Origin of the sequence: Paludisphaera borealis (assembly GCF_001956985.1) — a bacterium.
In the GTDB taxonomy this organism is placed as follows: Bacteria; Planctomycetota; Planctomycetia; order Isosphaerales; family Isosphaeraceae; genus Paludisphaera; species Paludisphaera borealis.
Genome location: NZ_CP019082.1, coordinates 620,965 through 639,813, shown reverse-complemented (window position 1 = coordinate 639,813; position 18,849 = coordinate 620,965). Strand labels below are relative to the sequence as shown.

Annotated in this window: 9 protein-coding genes; 3 read left to right on the top strand and 6 right to left on the bottom strand. The window is 67.4% G+C overall.

The window, feature by feature from the left end; all coding sequences use genetic code 11:
• Window positions 1–903: 903 nt before the first annotated feature.
• Window positions 904–2,211, top strand: coding sequence for a GTPase HflX (hflX, locus tag BSF38_RS02465; RefSeq protein WP_076343301.1), 1,308 nt, complete (start codon window positions 904–906; stop codon window positions 2,209–2,211).
• Window positions 2,212–2,289: 78 nt separating this feature from the next.
• Here hflX and BSF38_RS02460 read toward each other — a convergent pair whose 3' ends face one another.
• Window positions 2,290–2,874 carry an RNA polymerase sigma factor gene (locus tag BSF38_RS02460; RefSeq protein ID WP_076343300.1) on the bottom strand — a complete coding sequence of 195 codons (585 nt, stop codon included), beginning with the start codon at window positions 2,872–2,874 and terminating at the stop codon, window positions 2,290–2,292.
• A 96-nt stretch (window positions 2,875–2,970) separates the two neighbouring features.
• Here BSF38_RS02460 and BSF38_RS02455 point away from each other — a divergent pair, with 96 nt between their 5' ends.
• Window positions 2,971–5,790, top strand: a complete 2,820-nt coding sequence (locus BSF38_RS02455) for a serine/threonine-protein kinase (RefSeq protein WP_076343299.1) — start codon at window positions 2,971–2,973, stop codon at window positions 5,788–5,790.
• A gap of 24 nt (window positions 5,791–5,814) precedes the next feature.
• Here BSF38_RS02455 and BSF38_RS02450 read toward each other — a convergent pair whose 3' ends face one another.
• From BSF38_RS02450 to BSF38_RS02430, 5 genes are all read right to left on the bottom strand, one after another.
• Entirely contained in the window at window positions 5,815–8,067 is a 2,253-nt protein-coding gene (locus tag BSF38_RS02450; protein WP_076343298.1) for a polymorphic toxin-type HINT domain-containing protein, read from the bottom strand.
• A gap of 54 nt (window positions 8,068–8,121) precedes the next feature.
• The gene (locus tag BSF38_RS02445; protein WP_076343297.1) at window positions 8,122–10,329 is read right to left on the bottom strand and encodes a polymorphic toxin-type HINT domain-containing protein; all 2,208 of its coding nucleotides are present in this window, start codon (window positions 10,327–10,329) and stop codon (window positions 8,122–8,124) included.
• A gap of 57 nt (window positions 10,330–10,386) precedes the next feature.
• Window positions 10,387–12,588: a polymorphic toxin-type HINT domain-containing protein gene (locus BSF38_RS02440; RefSeq protein ID WP_076343296.1), complete on the bottom strand. Its 2,202-nt coding sequence runs from the start codon at window positions 12,586–12,588 to the stop codon at window positions 10,387–10,389.
• A 146-nt stretch (window positions 12,589–12,734) separates the two neighbouring features.
• On the bottom strand, window positions 12,735–16,712 hold the full coding sequence (locus BSF38_RS02435; protein ID WP_076343295.1) for an efflux RND transporter permease subunit: 3,978 nt from the start codon (window positions 16,710–16,712) through the stop codon (window positions 12,735–12,737).
• Window positions 16,709–18,385 carry a heavy metal-binding domain-containing protein gene (locus BSF38_RS02430; protein WP_076343294.1) on the bottom strand — a complete coding sequence of 559 codons (1,677 nt, stop codon included), beginning with the start codon at window positions 18,383–18,385 and terminating at the stop codon, window positions 16,709–16,711. Before BSF38_RS02430 ends, BSF38_RS02435 begins: the two co-directional genes overlap by 4 nt.
• A gap of 253 nt (window positions 18,386–18,638) precedes the next feature.
• Between BSF38_RS02430 and BSF38_RS31160 the strand changes: the two genes are divergently transcribed.
• Window positions 18,639–18,797: a hypothetical protein gene (locus tag BSF38_RS31160; RefSeq protein WP_168189291.1), complete on the top strand. Its 159-nt coding sequence runs from the start codon at window positions 18,639–18,641 to the stop codon at window positions 18,795–18,797.
• The last annotated feature ends 52 nt before the right edge of the window (window positions 18,798–18,849 follow it).

Here is an 18,849-nt window from a genome sequence, read left to right as displayed (position 1 = left end):
GGCGGTTTGGGTAACCTTGGAGCCAGCGGCCACCGGGTCAAAAAAGGCTAGTGCTGGAGTCGTGCCGCCCCGCCATTTCATCGATGCAATCGCTTCCTGCCGCCGGATCGTTTCGGCCGCACCTTGTCGCGTCCGAGTTCCGGGCGTTCGCGAGGAATCGTCGATCAAGCCCGTCGATCGGTCGTATGTTCAAAATGGAGGACTCTCCGAGTCGTCCGGCTCTTTTACAACACGGCTGTCGGGTGAGCAGGTAAAGCGCTCCGGCGGACGACGCCGACGGCTCCGAAAAAACGCGCGATCGAAGCCAATCGCCTTTGGCGGACAAGCCGGAGGAAGCATGGGGAAAACGCGCGAACGGAGCCAATCGGCCGGGGCTGGTTTGGGGCGTCCGGCCCGGAGGGTGGACGACGGCGGGGCCGAGAACGAATCGAAATCGGGTGGTTTCCACGCGATCGAAGCCAAACCGCGAATCGACTTTAAAATCATATAGAAAAACAACTTGCTTCGCTTGAATGGCTTGACCGCGGCGCGCGATCGAAGCCAATTCGGCAAGGGAGTGGGCGGCCTCGATTCCAGCGGGTGATGAGACGCGACCGACGATCATCGGTGGAATTCGGGACGATCGAAGCCAATTTCCGGGAAGGTCGGAGCGGAGAGCGAAGGGAGGACGGAACGGCCGAGAGAACGGCGCGATCGAAGCCAATCTCGGGATGTCGCGTCTGGGGGTGGGGGTGAACCTTGGTGGCCTGGGCGTGTCGATTCGATGTCCGAATTACGAAGGGGGCGGGGAGGGAGGTCGAGCTTCGTCGTTGACGGACTCGCCGAGTCGTCCTAGAATTCGACCAGCGTGGCAATCCGTCCAGTCAAGATCGTCAAGTCGTTGGAAGCGAGGTCACAACTCTTTTGATCGATACAAGCCGCATCGAGCGTCTGGGACGTCGCGAGCGCGTGATTCTGGTGGGGGTCGTCCTGCCGGGGGGGACGCACAACGCCGACGATCCTCTGGACGAGATCCGTGGCCTGGCCAAGACGGCCGGCCTGGACGTGGTCGGGACCATGCTGCAAAAGCGCCAGCAGGTGGACATCGCGACCTATATCGGCTCGGGCAAGGTCGAGGAACTGAAGGAACTCGTCGCCGCGTACGAGGCCGACGTGGTGGTCTTCGACAACGATCTGGGCCCCGGACAGACCCGAAACCTCGAACGCGCGCTCGAGAGTAAGGTCATCGACCGCACCGAGGTCATCCTCGACATCTTCGCGACCCACGCTCAGACGCACGAGGCCCACCTCCAGGTGGAACTGGCGCAGCTCGAATACGCCATGCCGCGGCTCAAGCGGATGTGGACTCACCTTTCCCGATATAAAGGCGGGATCGGCGTCCGCGGACCGGGCGAAAAGCAGCTTGAGGAAGACCGTCGGCTGGTGGTGCACCGGATCCAGGAGCTGAAGGCCAAACTGGGCAAGATCCAGGCGCGGAAAGAGCGCGAGGTCGCCGGCCGGGGCGCGTTCCCGACCGTCTCGCTCGTCGGCTACACCAACGCCGGCAAGAGCACCCTCATGAACGCCCTGACCGACGCCGGGGTACTGGTCGAGGACAAGCTGTTCGCCACGCTCGACACCCGGACCCGCAAGTGGCGGTTCCGAGGCGGAGGCGCGGCGCTGTTGTCGGACACGGTCGGGTTCATCCGGAACCTGCCGCACAGCCTGGTCGCCTCGTTCAAGGCCACGCTCGAAGAGGCCAGCCAGGCCGACCTGCTGCTCCACGTGGTCGATGCGTCAAGCCCCGAGGCTGAGATGCAAGTCCATGCCGTCGAAGAGGTTCTGGAAGAACTCGGACTCAAGGACCACCCAACCCTGCTGATCCTGAACAAGGTCGACAAGGTGCTCGACCCGTCGTTCCTGGACGTCCTCCGGGCCCGCCATCGTGACTCGATCTCGATCAGCGCCGCGAAGGGGGACGGCCTCGAAGGGCTGGAACAGGCCGTCCGCTCGGCGCTGCTCGACCATGCCCTCGACGCCGAGATCGAGACCGGCGTCGGCGACGGCCGCGTGCTCGCGTACCTCGCCCAGCACGCCCAGATCCAGAACCGGACCTATGACGAAGACCGCGAACGCGTCCTGCTCCAGTGCCGACTCCCGCGCCGCTGCCTCGATTTCCTCTATGAGCACGGCGCCGAGGTGCGGCTGAACGCGGAACGCATGTACGTTTGATCAGATAACAACCAGGTGGGCGAAGGAACGGGACGACCCCGAGCCTTCGCCCGCCGTAGTTCCGCCTCGAACTTGGGCCTACGCGATCAGGTCGCCGACCTCTTGCTTGAGCCGTCGGAGCACGCGCGACTTGGCCTGCCGGACGGCCGCGGGCGTGACGCCGAGATCGCGGGCGACCGCGTCGACGGAGAGCCCGTCGACGGCCACCCGCCAGAAGGTCGCCCAGGTCTTCTCCTCGAACTCCCCCCGGACGAGCGCGAGCGCCCGGTGGTACAGCTCGGAAACCTGCTCGATCGGGTCGTCGGCCTCGGCCGCGAGGTCGGGCGCCTGGCCGAGCTGGAGGAGCGCCTCGGTCCCCCCCTGGGCGACGGGGTTCCGACCGCGTCGTCTGAGGAAATCGATCCGCTTGTTGCGGGCGATCCCGCGAAGCCAGCCCCGGAAGCTGTCGCCCGGCCGATCGCGGCGGAAAGAGGCCAGCCCGGAGGCGACCCCCACGAAGATCTCCTGGACGAGGTCGTCGGCGTCGGCCCCCTGACAGGCCCACCGGGCGCACCAGTGGCGGACCAGCGGTTCATAGAGGAAGATCAGGCGCGACCAGGCTTCGGAGTCGGAAGCCCGGGCGCGGTCGAGCAGCGTCGGCGATGTGGGCGTGTCGTCGGCCACGGGGGCGTGGGCTCCTTGCGATCGAGAAACGGGAATGTTCATAATGACCTGTCCGCGTCTCGTCGACAATGGCCGGGCCGCCGAGGGAGTCGCTTCTTGACCCTTCCCATCGACCAATGCCCTGATGATCAAGCTTGGCTCGCCTTCCATCACGGCGAGTCGGCCGACGACGACCTCGACGGCCTGGCCGCCCATCTGGAAGCCTGCGCCTCGTGCTCCGAGCGGCTCGCCGAGATCGAGGGCCGGCCCGATCCGATCCTTGACGCCATCCGACGGGGCGGGGGCGCCACCCCGCCGACGACGAGTCGGACTCCGGAAGCCGGTTCGACCGTGCCGGGCTATGAAGTCCTCGAACTGCTGGGCGCGGGCGGGATGGGGGTGGTCCACAAGGCTCGCCACTTGCGGCTGGGGCGGCTGACGGCCCTGAAGCGGCTGAAGACCAGCTCGCTGTTCGACCTCCACCGCTTCCGCCGCGAGGCCGAGGCCGTCGCGGCGCTTCAACACCCCAACGTCGTCCAGATCTACGAGGTCGGCGATCACGACGGCCAGCCGTATCTGGCTCTCGAATACGTCGCCGGCGGCTCGCTGGCCGACTTCCTCCAGAGCCGTCCGCAGCCGCCCCCCGATGCGGCGACCCTCGTGGAAACCCTGGCGAGAGCGGTGGACCACGCACACCGCCGCGGCGTGGTCCACCGTGACCTCAAGCCGGCCAACATCCTGCTCCAGCCGTCGAGCGAGGCCGCCGCCGCCCCCGGGACCGCGCGCGAGGCGCGGCTCTCGGACTTCACGCCCAAGGTGAGCGATTTCGGGATCGCCAAGCGGCTGGGAGAGGAGGGGGGCGACCCAGGCGCGGGGGCGACCCGCACGGGCGCCGTCCTGGGAACACCGGCCTACATGGCGCCCGAGCAGGCCGAGAGTCGCGCGGTCGGCCCGCCGGCCGACGTCTACGCCCTTGGCGCAATCCTCTATGAGCTCTTGACCGGCCGTCCCCCGTTCGAGGGCGAAGGCTCGTACGACACCCTGAAGCGGGTGGTCGACGACGACCCCGCGCCGCCGTCTCGAATCCGCCCGGGCCTGCCCCGGGACGTGGAGACCATCTGCCTGAAGTGCCTCCGCAAACAGCCGGAGCGGCGATACGGCTCGGCGGCCGAGCTGGGCGCCGACCTGCGACGGTTCCTCGACGGACGGCCCGTCCTCGCGCGGCCCACGCCCTCGTGGGAGATCGCCTGGAAGTGGTCGAAGCGCCGGCCGGCGACGGCCGCCGCCGTGGCGGTGGTCCAGGCGTCGCTCATCGTGCTGGCCGTGGGGGCGTCGTGGTACAACGGCAAGCTCCGCGAGGCGCTCGGTTCCACCCGGGCCGCCGAGCTTCAGGCCGAGAACAACGCCCGCCTGGCGATCGACGCTCACAAGCACCTGGTCGAGCAGGTCCAGACGCTCCTCCAGGAAGCGCCCGCGACCCGGACGCTTCGCAAGGGGCTGCTCGAAACGGCCGTCGCGGGCCTCCAGCGCGTCACCGGCGCCGACGCCGGAGGGCCGCTTCTGAGCCGGGCCATGGCCCATCAACTGCTCGGCGAAATCCACTGGGAGCTGGGCCGGGCGAGCGAGGCGAGCGCCGAGCTGGAGCGCTGTCGCCAGGTCGCAACGGACTTGCTGGCGGTTCAGCCCGGCCTCCCCGACGCCCTCGACCTCCTCGCCACCGCCCTCCGGCGGCTGGGAGACGTCCAGCTCCGGGGCGACCGGCCGAAGCAGGCGCAACCGTTGTTCCAGCAGGCGCTCGACGTCGCCGAAGCCTGGCGGAAAGCCGACCCCGACGATCCCCGCGCTCTCCTGGCCGTGATCGAGGGCTACGAGCACCTCGGCCACGCCGCCCACTGGGTCGGCGACATGGCGGAAGCGCGGTCCGCCCTCACCCGAATGCGCGAGTTGACCGAGGCCCGGGTCGCCGACGAGCCCGACGACGACCGCGCCCGGCGGCTTCTCGGCTCCGCGCTCGACTTGCTCGCGGGCATCGACCAATCCGAGGGCGACATCCCATCAGCCTTGGCGAACTATAAGCGATCCCTGGATCTGAACCTCGAGGACGAACGGAGACGCGCGGCCCGGAGCGGCCAGGAGGGGGGCGAGGCCGTCGACGGGCGGACGTTTCGAGACGTCATGGTCTCGCTCAACAACCTCGCCATCACGTATGTTCAAGCTCACGACTTCGCCGCCGCCCGCCTCCAGATGGACGCCGCGCTCGACCGGGCTCGGCGATGGTCGGCCCACGATCCCGAGGACGTCCAGCGCCGGCTCGACCTGATCGACGCCCTCTACAGTCGATCGGCCGTCGAGCAGTACGACCTGAAATACGCCGCCGCGATCCCGTTCCTGGTCGAGGCCCAGGCGATGCTGCACCGGCTCCAGGATGCGGGCAAGCTGACGGACCTGCCGATCTACTCCATCGAGCGGCGCGAGGCCGTCGAGGGGGAACTGGAGACTTGCCGGCTGCTGCCCAAGGCGCTCGCCGACGAGGCCGCCGTCTGGTCGACGCCCCACACGACCGCCTTCGAGCTGGCCAAGGCGAAGATCGAGATTCTGCTTGCCGACAAGCGGCCGTCGGACGCGCTCGCGACGGCTCGCCGGCTCCTCGAAATCGAGCCCAAGACCGCCCGCGACTGGCTCGGCCTGGCGCGCGTCTGCTCCCGGATCGTCGAGGTTTACGCCGAACGCGCGCCTGCCGAACCCCCTCCCGAGATCGTCGCCCGGCTTCTGGATCGAGGGGTGGCGGCCCTGGAGCGGGTTTACGCACTCAGCGCGAGCCCCCCCACGGTCGATGAGTTGCAGGGCGACGCGCGGCTCGCCGCCCTGCGACGCGCCCCCGGCTACGCGGCGCTCGTCGCTCGTCGATCCGAACCGTCGAAGGCCGGCAACCCGTGAATCGAAACGCCATTTTCCTTCGCCTCAAGGCTTGCGCGACGTCCCCAGATCGGCCAGAGCCGGGACGCCGTCGAACGGACGCTCGACCGGGTTGACGAAGCTGTTGTCGTGCGCGATCACCCCGAGCTCGCCGACGCAGAAGTCGTCGCCGCCGTCGAGCTGGAGGTTGAACACCGGCTGGACCTGATCCTTCGTCACGGCGACGACCTCGGCGGCCCCGCCGATCGTCCGCAGCCGATCACCCGGCTTGACCTCGCGAGCCATGATCCAGCCATGTCCCGCCTTCCAGAACCGGTGGATGCCGGTGGCGACGATCGACTCCTTGCCCAGGTTGAGCCGGTAAGTCTCGTTCGGCGGGTTGTGGTACGCCGTGACTACCGGACGGTACTGGAAGCTTCCTTTCGCGGTGTCCTGCGTCAGCACCTGATCGCCTGGGCGGATCGATTCGATCGGCCGGCCGCCTCGCAAGGTTTTGACCATGGTCGCCGCCGCGAAGCAGGAGTGGAAAGGCATCGTGCTGCTCACGTTGGCCGCCACGACCTGATGCGATCGAGTCACGCTGCTGGTGGGCAAAGATGAACTCACAGTGCCCCCCAAGGGGATCGGTTGGTAGTTGATCGGGACCTCCTCGACGATCGTCGGCGGTTCCGGCTCGGGCTGGGTCTGGGATCGAAATGCGTACCCTTGGAGGTCGACGAACCATTTATCCCACGATTCGCGCTTCGGCCCCGGGTCGCTCCCGCTCACCGACCTCAGGACCGTGAGGGCGCGGTCGTTGACCTCCCGAAGCGAGGCGTTGTACGCGTCGAGCTCCCGGACGTCGTCCGACAGTTGCTGCTGCGCCACCGCGGCCGACTCCCGGGCCTGCATCATCATCCAGCCGATCGGGATCTTCAGGGTCTCGGCCGTGGTCGTCGTCTTGGTGTACATATCGTAAGAGTAGGAGGGCGTGTATCTGAACCCAATTCCCTTGTACCCACCGAAGACATAGGAGCCAGCCGCGGGGGCCTGCGGCCACGGCGCCCCCGCCGACGGGGCCGCCGGAGCCATCTGGGTCGGCAGTCCCGACTTCTCCAGGTACGGCGCCAACTGAGGGGCGACGTTCGCGGCGACGACCGAAGCCGGCACGTCGGCGGCCGGAGCCGCGTTGTAGGTGGTCGACCGCGTGGTGGTGGCGCCGAGGTAGCGGTTGGCGATGAGCATCCCATAATCGTCGATGCTCAACCAATCGCCGGGCGCCAGAATGGGCCCCTGCATCGGCCTGTACACGCGATCGACATTGGCGCCTTTCCCCTTGATCAAGAGCTCGCCTTGAGAACCCGGTCCGTTGACGGCCCTGACCTTGTATTCGATCTCGTCTCGCAGCAGGCCGATCAGCTCCCCGGCGAAGCTGCGAGGATCGCGACGGAGCAAGACTTGAGACGCCTGCGACCGCAGCTCGATGGAAGGATGGAATACGGCCATCGTCGCCAGGGCGATCGACGAGCCCGGGGAATCGATCTGGCTGAAGATCTGAAGCGCGAGCCGCTGCCAACGCTCCTCACCCAGCGCCAAGGCGTTCCACACCATCGGCACGGCGCGGGGGTCGTCGATCTTGGCGATGGCTTCAAGAGCCTCGGCCTTCTTCGCCTTGTCGCGGCCGCTCAGATCGTCCTTGAGGTGCGCAAGCCGGGATCTCCAGAGCTTGTCGGCCTTGGCCTGCGCCTCGCGCTCGGCCTTGGCCGCGGCCAGCATCTCGGGTTTGATCCAATGGCCGGAGACCTTCTTGAACCCCAGCTTCCGTAGCGCCCCCTCTCGGCCGGGGTCGAGCTCGACGACGCGGTGGAAGTGGGCCGTCGCCTGCTGCGCCAGGCCGTGCTCGTCGCACCACTGCGCAAGCCTGTACTGGTCGTCGGCCTTGTCGCGCGCCTTGACGCGGCGCTCCTGGTACTCCCGGAACAGCGCCCGACTCTCGGGCGAGTCCTCGACGGCGCGGCTGACCTCCTCGGGCCGCAGCCATTTGCCTTCATGCTTCACATAACCGAGCAGCCCCCGGGCCTTGGCGTGGGACGGGTCGATCAAGACGGCCCGCGCCAGGTGCGTCGCCTTCTCGGCCGGCATGCCGTGGGCCTCGCACCAGAGGGCCAGCGCGACGTGGGCGTCGGCGTCGCGGCCGGCCCCCGCCTTCGCCGCCTCGTAGGCGATCAGGTCCGAGCCGGGCGGCTTCGCGGCTTCGGGTTCCAATGCAACTGCAACTGCAACGCCCAACGCCCAACCCAAAACCAATGCGGAAACCATGACGATTCCTCCAGGTCCCAACGGAGAGGCTGTACGAGACCGTTGAAATAGTGCTTATGGCTTGCGGGTCGCGCCCAGATCGGCCAGCGCCGGGACGCCGTCGAACGGGCGCTCGACGGGGTTGACGAATCCGTTGTCGTGCGCGAGCACGCCTTGACCGCCGACGCAGTAGTTGTCGCCTCCGGCCAGCAGCAGGTTGAACACCGGCTGGACGCGATCCTTCGACGCGGCGACCACCTCGACCGTGCCGCCGATCGTCCGCAGCCGGTCTCCCGCCTTGACGTCACGGGCCATGATCCAGCCGTGTCCCGCCTTCCAGAACCGGTGGATGCCGGTGGGGAAGACCGACTCGCTCCCCAGATCGATCCGGTACGTCACGTTGGGCGGGTTGTGGAACACCGATACGACCGGCTGGTAAGCCAGCTTGCCGGTCGTGGTGTCCTGTGTGAGCACCTGATCGCCGAGCTTCACCTCCTCGATCGGCCGGGCGCCTTGCAGCGTACGGACCGGCGTCCCGCCCGCGAAGCAGGAGGGGCCGACGCGTGCCCCCCCCAGGACGGTTGAATTGAAGACCGGGAACGCCTGGGGCTGATAATCCAGGGGAACAGGCTCCACGACAGTGGGCGGCGTCGAGGCCGCAACCTTCAGAGGAGCGCCGTAGCCCTCGACGTCGTAGGCCCACTCGGTCCACTTGTCGCGGTCGGCTCCATGATCCTCCCCACTGACCGCCTTGAGGATCGTCGAGACGCGATCGTTGATCTCACGAATCGGCGCGTTCTGCATTTCGATCTGCCGGACGTCCTGCTGGAGCTGATTCTGGGCGACCTCGGCGGAGGCTTGCGCCTCGGCGGCCATCCGACCGATCGGTATCTGTACGGAATCCTGCACGATCGGCGAGATATTCAGTCCTGAGGCGGCCGTCGCCGTTTTTACGCGCGGAAGTCGGCTTGCGAGTTCATGGCTCTGCTGCGAAGTCAGCCCCCACTGTTGGAACACAGGGGTCATATCCGCGGTCGGCAGATACGTGATGGGTGGGTTGTAAGCAAAGTCAGGGAAGCCGTTTTGCACCAGTGACGACACGAGAGATGTGGCTCGCTGCGGGTTGTTGATGAACATCTCGAGGGGCACCCTCGGACCGAAATGGAGATCGCCTACGAGCCGATTCACGACCGTCATGCCATTTTGATCCACGCCGACCTGGTCGCCGGGCATGAGAGCGGACTCCAAGCTGGGAGCCTGCAACGGCGTGTAGAGGCGCTTGACGTTCGCCTCCTTCCCTTCGACGAGCAACTCGCCCTGGGAGCCGGGTCCGGCTACTTTCTTCTGCTTGAACTTGATCTCGTCGCCCAGGAGGCCGACCAGAAGCCGAGCGAAGTCCCGAGGGTCGCGACGCGTGAGCATTTGCGACGCTTCCGATCGGGTGTTCGCCACAGGGCTGAACACCGCTGTCATCGCCAGGGCTCGGGACGCCACGGGCCCCTCGATCTGGCTGAAGACTCCCACCGCGACGCGTTGCCAACGTTCGTCGCCGCGCGCGAAGACCGCCCAGACCATCGGCACGGCGCGGGGATCGACGATCGCCGCCAGCGACTTCTCGGCCTCGGCCTTGGCCTTCTTCGCCTTGTCGCGGCCCGAGAGCGCGTCCTTGAGCTTCTCCAGTTTGGGCTTCCAGAACTTGTCGGCCTTCGCCTGAGCTTCGCGCTCGGCCTTCTGGGCGGCCACGATCTCGGGCTTCACCCATTGGCCCGAGACCTTCTTGAAGCCGAGATGCTTCCAGGCCGAGTCGCGGCCAGGGTCCAGTTCCAGCACGCGGTGGTAGTGGGCCGTCGCCTGCTGGGCCAGGCCCTGCTCCTCGCACCACTTCGCCAGCTTGTACTGGTCGTCGGCCTTGTCGCGGGCCTGAGTGCGACGCCCGAGATACTCCCGGAACAGCGCCTGGCTCTCGGGCGAGTCCTCGACGGCGCGGCTGACCTCCTCGGGCCGCAGCCACTTGCCTTCATGCTTCACATAACCCAGCAGCCCCCGCGCCTTGGCGTGGGACGGATCGATCAGGACGGCCCGCGCCAGGTGCGTGGCCTTCTCGGCGGGCATGCCGTGGGCCTCGCACCAGAGGGCCAGCGCGACGTGCGCGTCGGCGTCGCGGCCGGCGCTTGCCTTCGCCGCCTCGTAGGCCGCCATATCCGGCCCGGGCGGCTTCGCGGCCTCCGGTTCCGACACGCCCGCCACTCCCAACGCCCAACCCAGGACCAAGGCGGAAACCATGACGATTCCTCCAGATTCAACGCGGAGAGGCGGCACGAGTCTGTTGGATTGACCTTCCTACGGCCTGTGCGTCGAGCCCAAATCTGCCAGCGTCGGGACGCCGTCGAACGGACGCTCGACCGGGTTGACGAAGCTGTTGTCGTGCGCGATCACCCCGAGCTCGCCGACGCAGAAGTCGTCGCCGCCGTCGAGCTGGAGGTTGAACACCGGCTGAACCTGATCCTTCGTCACGGCGACCACCTCGGCGGCCCCGCCGATCGTCCGCAGCCGGTCCCCCGCCTTGATCTCGCGGGCCATGATCCAGCCATGCCCCGCCTTCCAGAACCGGTGGATGCCGGTGGCGACGATCGACTCCTTGCCCAGATCGAGTCGGTAGGTCTCGTTCGGCGGGTTGCGGTAAGCCCTGACGACCGGCCGATACTGGAGGGAGCCGCTCGACGTGTCCGCCGTGAGCACCTGATCGCCCGGCATGACCTCCTCGATCGGCCTGGTGCCTCGCAACGTACGGACCAGCGTCCCGCCCGCGAAGCAGGAGTGGCTTACCTGGAATCCCACGGTTCGCGTGACGACGGCCACGGGAAACGTCTGGGGCTGATAGCCCAGAGGAACGGCTTCGTCGATCGTGGGAGGCGCCGACGCCGCGATTTTCAAGGGGAAGACGTATCCCTCGACGTCGCAAACCCATTCCATCCACTTGTCGCGGTCGTCTCCGAAGTCACGACCGCTTACGCTCGTGAGAATCGCCGCGACGCGTTCGTTGACGTCGCGGATCGGGGCGTTGTGCGAATCGATCTGCTCGACGTCCTGGGCGAGCTGCCGCCGGGCCACCAAGGCGGACCTCTGCGCCTCGGCGATCATCTGCTGAAAGGGAATGCTCGCGAAATCTTCCAGAACCGGTCTTATATTCGAAGGGAACACCGCAGCGGATCCGTTCTTCGTCAATCCGCCGGCCAAGCTGGAGGCCGATGTGCTCGCGGATGAGGTAGAAGACGAGGCGTTTGCTGCGATCCCGCCGCTGATGGGTGTTTCCATTCGATGGACCAGCGTCTGGCTCTGTTGCGGAGACAGCCCTAACTTCTGGAAGTAGGGATCGAGCACCGGCCCCAGATTAGACTGTGACCTCTGGTCGACGCTCATAAGTGATCCGAGATATGTCGTACCCAACGGCCGATAGACGACCGCGGATCCATTTGCGTCCACTCCGTTCAGATCGCCGGGCATCAGCATCTCCCAGGGACTTTGCAACGGCGTATAGACTCGCCTGACGTTGGCGTACTTCCCCTCAACGAACAGTTCGCCCTGGGAGCCTGGTCCTTCGACCGGCTTGACCTTGTACTTGATCTCGTCGCGCAACAGGTTGGCCAGCAGCCGCGCAAACTCGCGCGGGTCGCGGCGAGTGAGTAATTGCGACGCCTCCGACCGGACGTTCGCGACGGGGCTGAACACCGCCATCATCGCCAGGGCGGCGGACGCGCCGGGCGCGTCGATCCGGCCGAAAATCCCCGTCGCGACACTCTGCCATCGCTCGCTGCCGTGAGCGAACACCGCCCAGACCATGGGGACGGCGCGGGGGTCGACGATCGCCGCGAGGGTCTTCTCGGCCTCGACCTTCTTCGCCTTGTCGCGGCCGGAGAGGATCGACTTGAGATGTTCGAGCTTGGGCTTCCAGAACTTGTCGGACTTCGCCTGAGCTTCGCGCTCGACCTTCTGGGCGGCCAGGAGCTCGGGCTTCACCCATTGGCCGGAAACCTTCTTGAAGCCGAGATGCTTCCAGGCGAGATCACGTCCGGGGTCGAGCTCGATCACGCGGTGGTAGTGGGCCGTCGCCTGCTGCGCCAGGCCGTGCTCGTCGCACCACTGAGCGAGCTTGTACTGGTCGTCGGCCTTGTCGCGCGACTGGGTCCGGCGCCCGAGGTACTCGCGGAAGAGGGCCTGGCTCTCGGGCGATTCCTCGACGGCGAGGCTGACCTCCTCGGGCCGCAGCCACTTGCCTTCATGCTTCACATAACCCAGCAGCCCCCGCGCCTTGGCGTGGGACGGATCGATCAGGACGGCCCGCGCCAGGTGCGTGGCCTTCTCGGCAGGCATGCCGTGGGCCTCGCACCAGAGGGCCAGCGCGACGTGGGCGTCGGCGTCGCGGCCGGCGGTCGCCTTCGCCGACTCGTAGGCGATCAGGTCGGGCCCGGACGGCTTCGCGGCCTCGGGTTCCGACGCTCCCGTAACGCCCAACGCCCAGCTCAAGACCAATACGGAAACCATGGGGGACAACCTCCAAGACTGGAGACGTGAGAGGCCGCATGGAATTCTCGACTATCAAAGCGCATTTCATCCTAGCACCACGACAAGCGCTTTTCTATTTTTTCGACGAAATTCATCAGATTTCAACCGCCGGGGTTGAAACCCTTTCACGAAGCGGCCGGTTCCGCGGGCTGGCGATCGAGGGCCGCGGCCTCGGGGTTGAGCTTGCGCCATCGTCCTTTCTGGACGGCGAAATAGAGGACGGGCAAGAAGACGTCGATCACTTCGTCGGCGATCAAAAGTCCGCCGAGCACCGGCGCGGCCATGGGGCGGATGACCTCGGCGCCGGGGCCCGTGGCCCAGAGCATCGGGGCGATGGAGATGATCGCCGCCCCTTCGGTCAGGAGTTTCGGACGCAACCGGTGCACCGCGCCTTCGAGGATCGCCGCGCGCAGCTCGGCGATCGAGCCGATCCGGCCGAGGCCGCCGCGGTCGTCGATCGCCTCGCGGAGATAGACGAGCATCACCACGCTGGTCTCGACCGCCATGCCGAAGCAGGCGATGTAGCCGACCCAGACCGCCACGCTGAAGTTGAAGCCGAACAGCCACTGGAAGATCGCGCCGCCCGCGAGCGCGCCGAGCACGCTCGTCATCAGCAACAGCGTGTCGAGCACGCTTTTATAGGTCATATAAAGAATCAAGACGATGACGCCGATCACGGCGGGGAAGACGAACAGGAGCGTGCGACGGGCGCGAAGCTGGTGCTCGAACTGCCCCGTCCACTCGATGTAGACCCCCTCCGGCAGCTTGACCTTCTGCGCGACCGCGAGCCGGGCCTCCTCGACGAACCCGACCTCGTCGCGGTCGCGGACGCTGGCCTGGACGTACGACCGCAGCCGGCCGTTCTCGCTCTTGATCATCGCCGGCCCCTCCACCACCTTGACCTCGGCGACCTGCCCGAGCGGGACCTGCAACGGCGCCGACGCCCGCGCGCCGGCCGGCCCCCGGCCGCCGCTCATGTCCTCTCCAGCGGCCGGCATCGGAGCGGCGGCGGAGACGAGGATGCGCTTGAGGGCGTCGACGTCGTCGCGGTACGCCCGCGCGTAGCGGACGCGGACCGGGTAGCGCTCGCGCTTCTCGACGGTCATCGTCAGCGGCTTGCCCCCCATCGCCACCTCGACGACATCCTGAACGTCGCCCACCTGCACGCCGTACCGCGCGGCCTTGGCGCGGTCGATGTGGATCTCGATGTACCCCTTGCCCGTGATCTGGTCGGGGACGACGTTGGCCGCCCCCCGGACCTCGCGGACCACCGCCGCGACCTGCTGCGTGACAGCCTGAAGCTGGTCGAGGTCCTCGCCGAAGATCTTCACGCCGATCGGCGAGCGGACGCCGGTCGAAAGCATCTCGATCCGCGCGATGATCGGCTGGGTGAAGATGTTACCCCATCCAGGCATCTGGATCGCCGTATCCATCTCGGCGACCAGGTCGTCCTTGGTCTTCCTCCAGAGCAGCAACCCATCGGCGAACGGCTTTTCGAGCCGGCTTCGCACCGCCTGAAGCGCGTCGGACGTCGCCTCGGGGACGGTCAGTCCACGATCGCGCGCCCCCTGGCGCAGCTCCTCGATGGCGGCCCAGACGGCGGCGCCGGCGGCCTGGTCGAACAGCTCCCAGTCGAGCGTCTTGATCCGCGCGGCCAGCCCGGCGCGATGGCGGGCGACGACGTGTTCCGTGAGCTTCGCGAAGAGGTCGGGGCTCGGCGAGCCGAGGGCTGAGAAAAGGGCGTCGCGTGCCTCCTCGATCGCGCCCGGTCGGGGATTCAGCAGGTCGGGCGCGTCGGTCAGGACCTTCAGCGACACGAGCCGATCGACGGCGGCTCGGGTCGTCGCGGCGACGTCGTCGTGCAGCGGCTCGACAGCCAGATGATCGCCTTGCAACTTGGTCAGCTCGTCCACGAGCGCATCGCGCTCGGGTTTTTCGAGCGGGCGGAGGATCGAGGACCGATCAAGCCGGCGCAACAGCTCGTCGAGGGTCGTCTCCACAAGCGCCTTGCCCAGCTCGGGCCGGAACTCGCCCAGGCGGAGCATCGACGTATCGCGAAGCGCCCGGTCGACGCGCTCGGCGACGGTCATGGCGGCGGCGGCGAGCAAATCGGGCCGCGCATCGGCGGGAACCGGGCCGATCAAGCCTTGCGATTCCAGCTCCTTGAGCACGACCTCAGTCTCGGCCTGGGCGTCCTCGAACCGGAGCTTGCGCCGGGGCCAGAGTCCGTGGTCACGGAGGTTGATGATGGTCTCGATCATGTCGAGGGGCGAGGGGTCGGTGGCGGTCTCGGCGCGGCCCGCCTTGCCGACGACTTGCCAGACCTCGGGGAAGCCGCGGAGCAGGGCGTCGCGGGCGCGCAGGTCGTCGCCGGCCTGGGTCACGCTGGCGCGGGGGACGGTGGTCGGCATCTCCAGGATGCTCCCCTCGTCGAGCGCCGGCATGAACTCGCGGCCGAGCCGCGACGACGCCACGAAACCAAATCCGACGATCACGGCGAACAGCCAGATCACCAGCTTGGGCCGGTCCATCAGCCACGAGAGCATCGGCTTGAAGATCTCGATCATCGTCCGGACCAGCCAGTTCTCGTCCTCCGACCGAATCCGCCCCTTGAGGAAGATCGGAATGAGCGCGGGGACGAGCGTGATCGACAAAATCGCCACGCCGACCAGGGCGAACGTCTTGGTCCAGGCGAGCGGGTGGAAGAGCTTCCCCTCGCGGCCCGAGAGCGCGAAGACCGGAAGGAACGAGAGGATCGTGATCAGGGCCGAGAAGAAGATCGGCCGGCCGACCGTCCGGCAGGCGGGGATCACGACGGGGGTGATGTCGCCCTTGATTCGTTCGCGCCCGTAGTGCCTGGAGAGGTGGTGCGCGGCGTTCTCGGTCATGACCACGGCCTGGTCGATCAGGATGCCCACGCTGATGGCGATCCCCGACAGGCTCATGATGTTCGACGACACGCCGAAAAGCCGCATCATCAGGAAGCTGAAGAGAATGGCCAGGGGCAGGGTGATCGACACGATGAACGCGCCGCCGAGGTGTCCCATGACGAAGAGGATCGCCAGCGAGCAGACGATCAGCTCCTCGACCACCGTGCCGCGGACGGTCTCGATCGCGCCGTGGATGAGCGGCGTGCGGTCGTAGAACGGCACGATCCGGACGCCCTCGGGAAGCCCCGGCTGAAGCGCGGTGATCTTCTCCTTGATCGCCCGCGTGACCGCCAGCGGGTTCTCGCCGTACCGCATCAACACGACCCCGCCGACGACCTCCTTGCCGTCCTTTTCGAGCACGCTGCGGCGGAACGAGGGACCGGCCTGGACCGTCGCCAGGTTCTTGACGTAGATCGGCGTCCCCTTGCGCTCGGCGACGACCGTGTCGCGGATGTCGTCGAGGTTGCGAATCCAGCCGACCGAGCGGATCAGGTACTCGGCGTTCCCCTGGTGGACGACCCGCCCGCCGACCGACGAGTTCGACCGCGCGACGGCCGAATAGACCTCGCCCAGGCTGATTCCATAAGCCCGCAGCGAGTTGGGATCGAGATCGATCTGATACTCCTTGGGAGCGCCGCCCACCGAGGCGACCTCGGCGACGCCCGCGACGCTGTTGAGCTGGTAGCGGACGTACCAGTCCTGCACCGACCGCAGCTCGCTCTGGTCGCGGCCTTCCCCCTCGACCGTGTACCAGAAGATCTGGCCGACGGCCGTCGCGTCGGGCGCGAGGTAGGGGGTCACTCCCGAGGGCAGAAACGTCGAGGCGATCGACAGCCGTTCGAGCACCCGGGTGCGGGCGAAGTAGTAGTCGCTCGACTCGCTGAAGATGATCGTGATCATCGAGAAGTTGAATTCGCTCGACGACCGCACGACCTTGACGCCGGCCAACCCCTGAAGGTTGACCGACAGCGGATAGGTGATCTGGTCTTCGATCTCCTGGGGGCTGCGGCCCATCCAGTCGGTGAAGACGATCACCTGGTTCTCGGAGAGGTCGGGGATCGCGTCAACCGGCATGGTGAGCATCGCGTACAGCCCGGCGACCCCCAGGCCGAGCGCCGCGACGATCACCAGCCAGCGGTTGCGGATCGACCACTCGATGACGGCTTCGATCATCGCCGGTGCTCTCCGTGCGCCGGCTCGGACGGCTCGGTCGTCGGGTGCGCATGAGCCGTCGAGCCGCCGGCGGTGAGCCGGCTCTCGGCGTCGATCAAGAACGAGCCCGCCGCCGCGACGCGGTCGCCCGGTTCAAGGCCGGAGACGACCGGGTAACGATCACCGACGCGGTGTCCCAGAACGACCACGCGGCCCTCGAAGACGCCGGGGTCGGTCTCGACGTAGACGACCTGGCGGGCGCCGTCGTCGACGACCGCCGACTCAGGGACGCTGACCACCGAGCCCGCCGGCGCGGGGGCTTCGTCGTCGAGATAACGGGTCGGCTGCGAGGCGAGCTTGGCCGTGCAACTGTCGCAGCAGACCCAGACCTTGCGATCCTTGACCGCGACGGGGATCGGGGCGCCCATCGAACCGAGCTTGGCGCGCGTGACCGGGCAGGTCTTCTGCTCGTCGACGGTCAGGCTGGCCCGGGTGATCTTCATGCGCGGTCGCGGGGCGTCGGCCTTGGCGATCCGCTGCTTGTACAGCGGCGTTTCGGCGACGGGCGTGCGGAACGTCACCGTGGCGTACATGCCCGGCCGCAGCCGGCCGTCGGGGTTGGGCAAGTCGTAGCGGACGTTCACCGTCCGGGTCGTCGGATCGAGCGCGGGGTCGATGAAGGCGACCTTGCCAGTGAACCGCTCGCCGGGGAACGCCTCGACCGTCGCCTGAACCTCCTGGCCGATCCGCACCCGGTCGATCTGGTCTTCATAAATCTGAGCTTGAACCCAGACCCGGCTCAGGTCGGCGACCTCGAACAGGGCGTCCCCCTCGGAGACGTACTGGCCCTCGACCACGTTCTTGCGGACCACCACGCCGCCGATGGGCGCAAGGATCGGCAGCCGGTAATCGGCCTTGCCCGAGGCCAGGATCTCCTCGACCTGCTCGGGCGCGACGCCCCACAGGGCCAGCTTCTCGCGACTCATCGTCAAGAAGTCGCCGCGGTCGCCGAGTGCGTTGCGGCCGAGCGAGGCGCGCAGGCCCTCGGTCTCGGCGGCCGTCCGGCGGGCCAAAAGCAGCTCGCGAAGCGCCTGGTAAAGCTCGGGGCTGTACAGCTCGGCCAGGGGTTGGCCGGCGGTCACGCGCGTCCCGGTGAAGTCGACCATCAGCTTCTCGACCCGCGCCAGGCCCTTGGTCCGCGACGAGATCCGCTTCAGGTTCCGCTCGTCGAACGCCACGAAGCCGACCGTCGAGACCGTCTCAGCCAGCGGCTCGTAGCCGATCTCGGCCGTCCGAATCCCCGCCTGCGCCACCCGCATGGGGGAGAGCTGAAGCCGCGCGACGACCCCCTTGGGAAGCGCCTCGGCGCGGCCTCTCTTGCGCTTCGACAGCGGCATCCCGCAGATCGGGCAGTTGCCCGGCTCGGCCTGGACGACGCTCGGGTGCATCGGGCAGTAGTATTCGTGCTCGTGCTCGGCGTCCGCGACGACCCGCTCGGCGGCCGGCCGGGTCCACTTGTCATAGTAGTTCCACAACTCGTCCCAGTAGGCGAACGTCAGCCCGGTGACGGCCATCAGAGCGACGAACCGCAGCCGCAGCTCGACGACCTTGATCACCAGTCGAACCTTCTCCCAGCGCGTGGGCGGGGCACCCTCGGAATGGGCGTTCGCTCGATCGTTCGACGACGCCGACATGATCGCTCTCCTCGTCTGGGCCTTACGGCCAGGCTCGTTCGGATTCGCAAAGAGAAAGCGGGGGAATCCCCGCGATGGGGACGCCGAGCCGGGAACCGTGGACGGACTCCAGGCGCGGACGGTCGAGCCGGAGGAGCAACGTCAGAAGCGGAGTCGTGAAGTGCGCAGCAGGATGTGCGGTCCGGGCGGATCGAACGGCGTTGTTCGAAGTGCGGCGAAGGACCGTGAGGAAACGTCGGCTTCAAGGATCGCCGTGCCGGCGACGTCGCCCAACGATCGCGAGTCGGACGTCGAGCCCGAGGGCCGCGACGACCGATCGGCCGGGCTCGATTCGTCCCCGACGCAGATGCAGGAGGACGGACCGGTGAGACCCGCCGTCGAGCAAGCCGACTTCAAAGCGTCGGGATGCTGAACTGGGGTCGGCTGCCGATCCTCAGAACCGAGGCAGCAGCATGCCGCGTCGG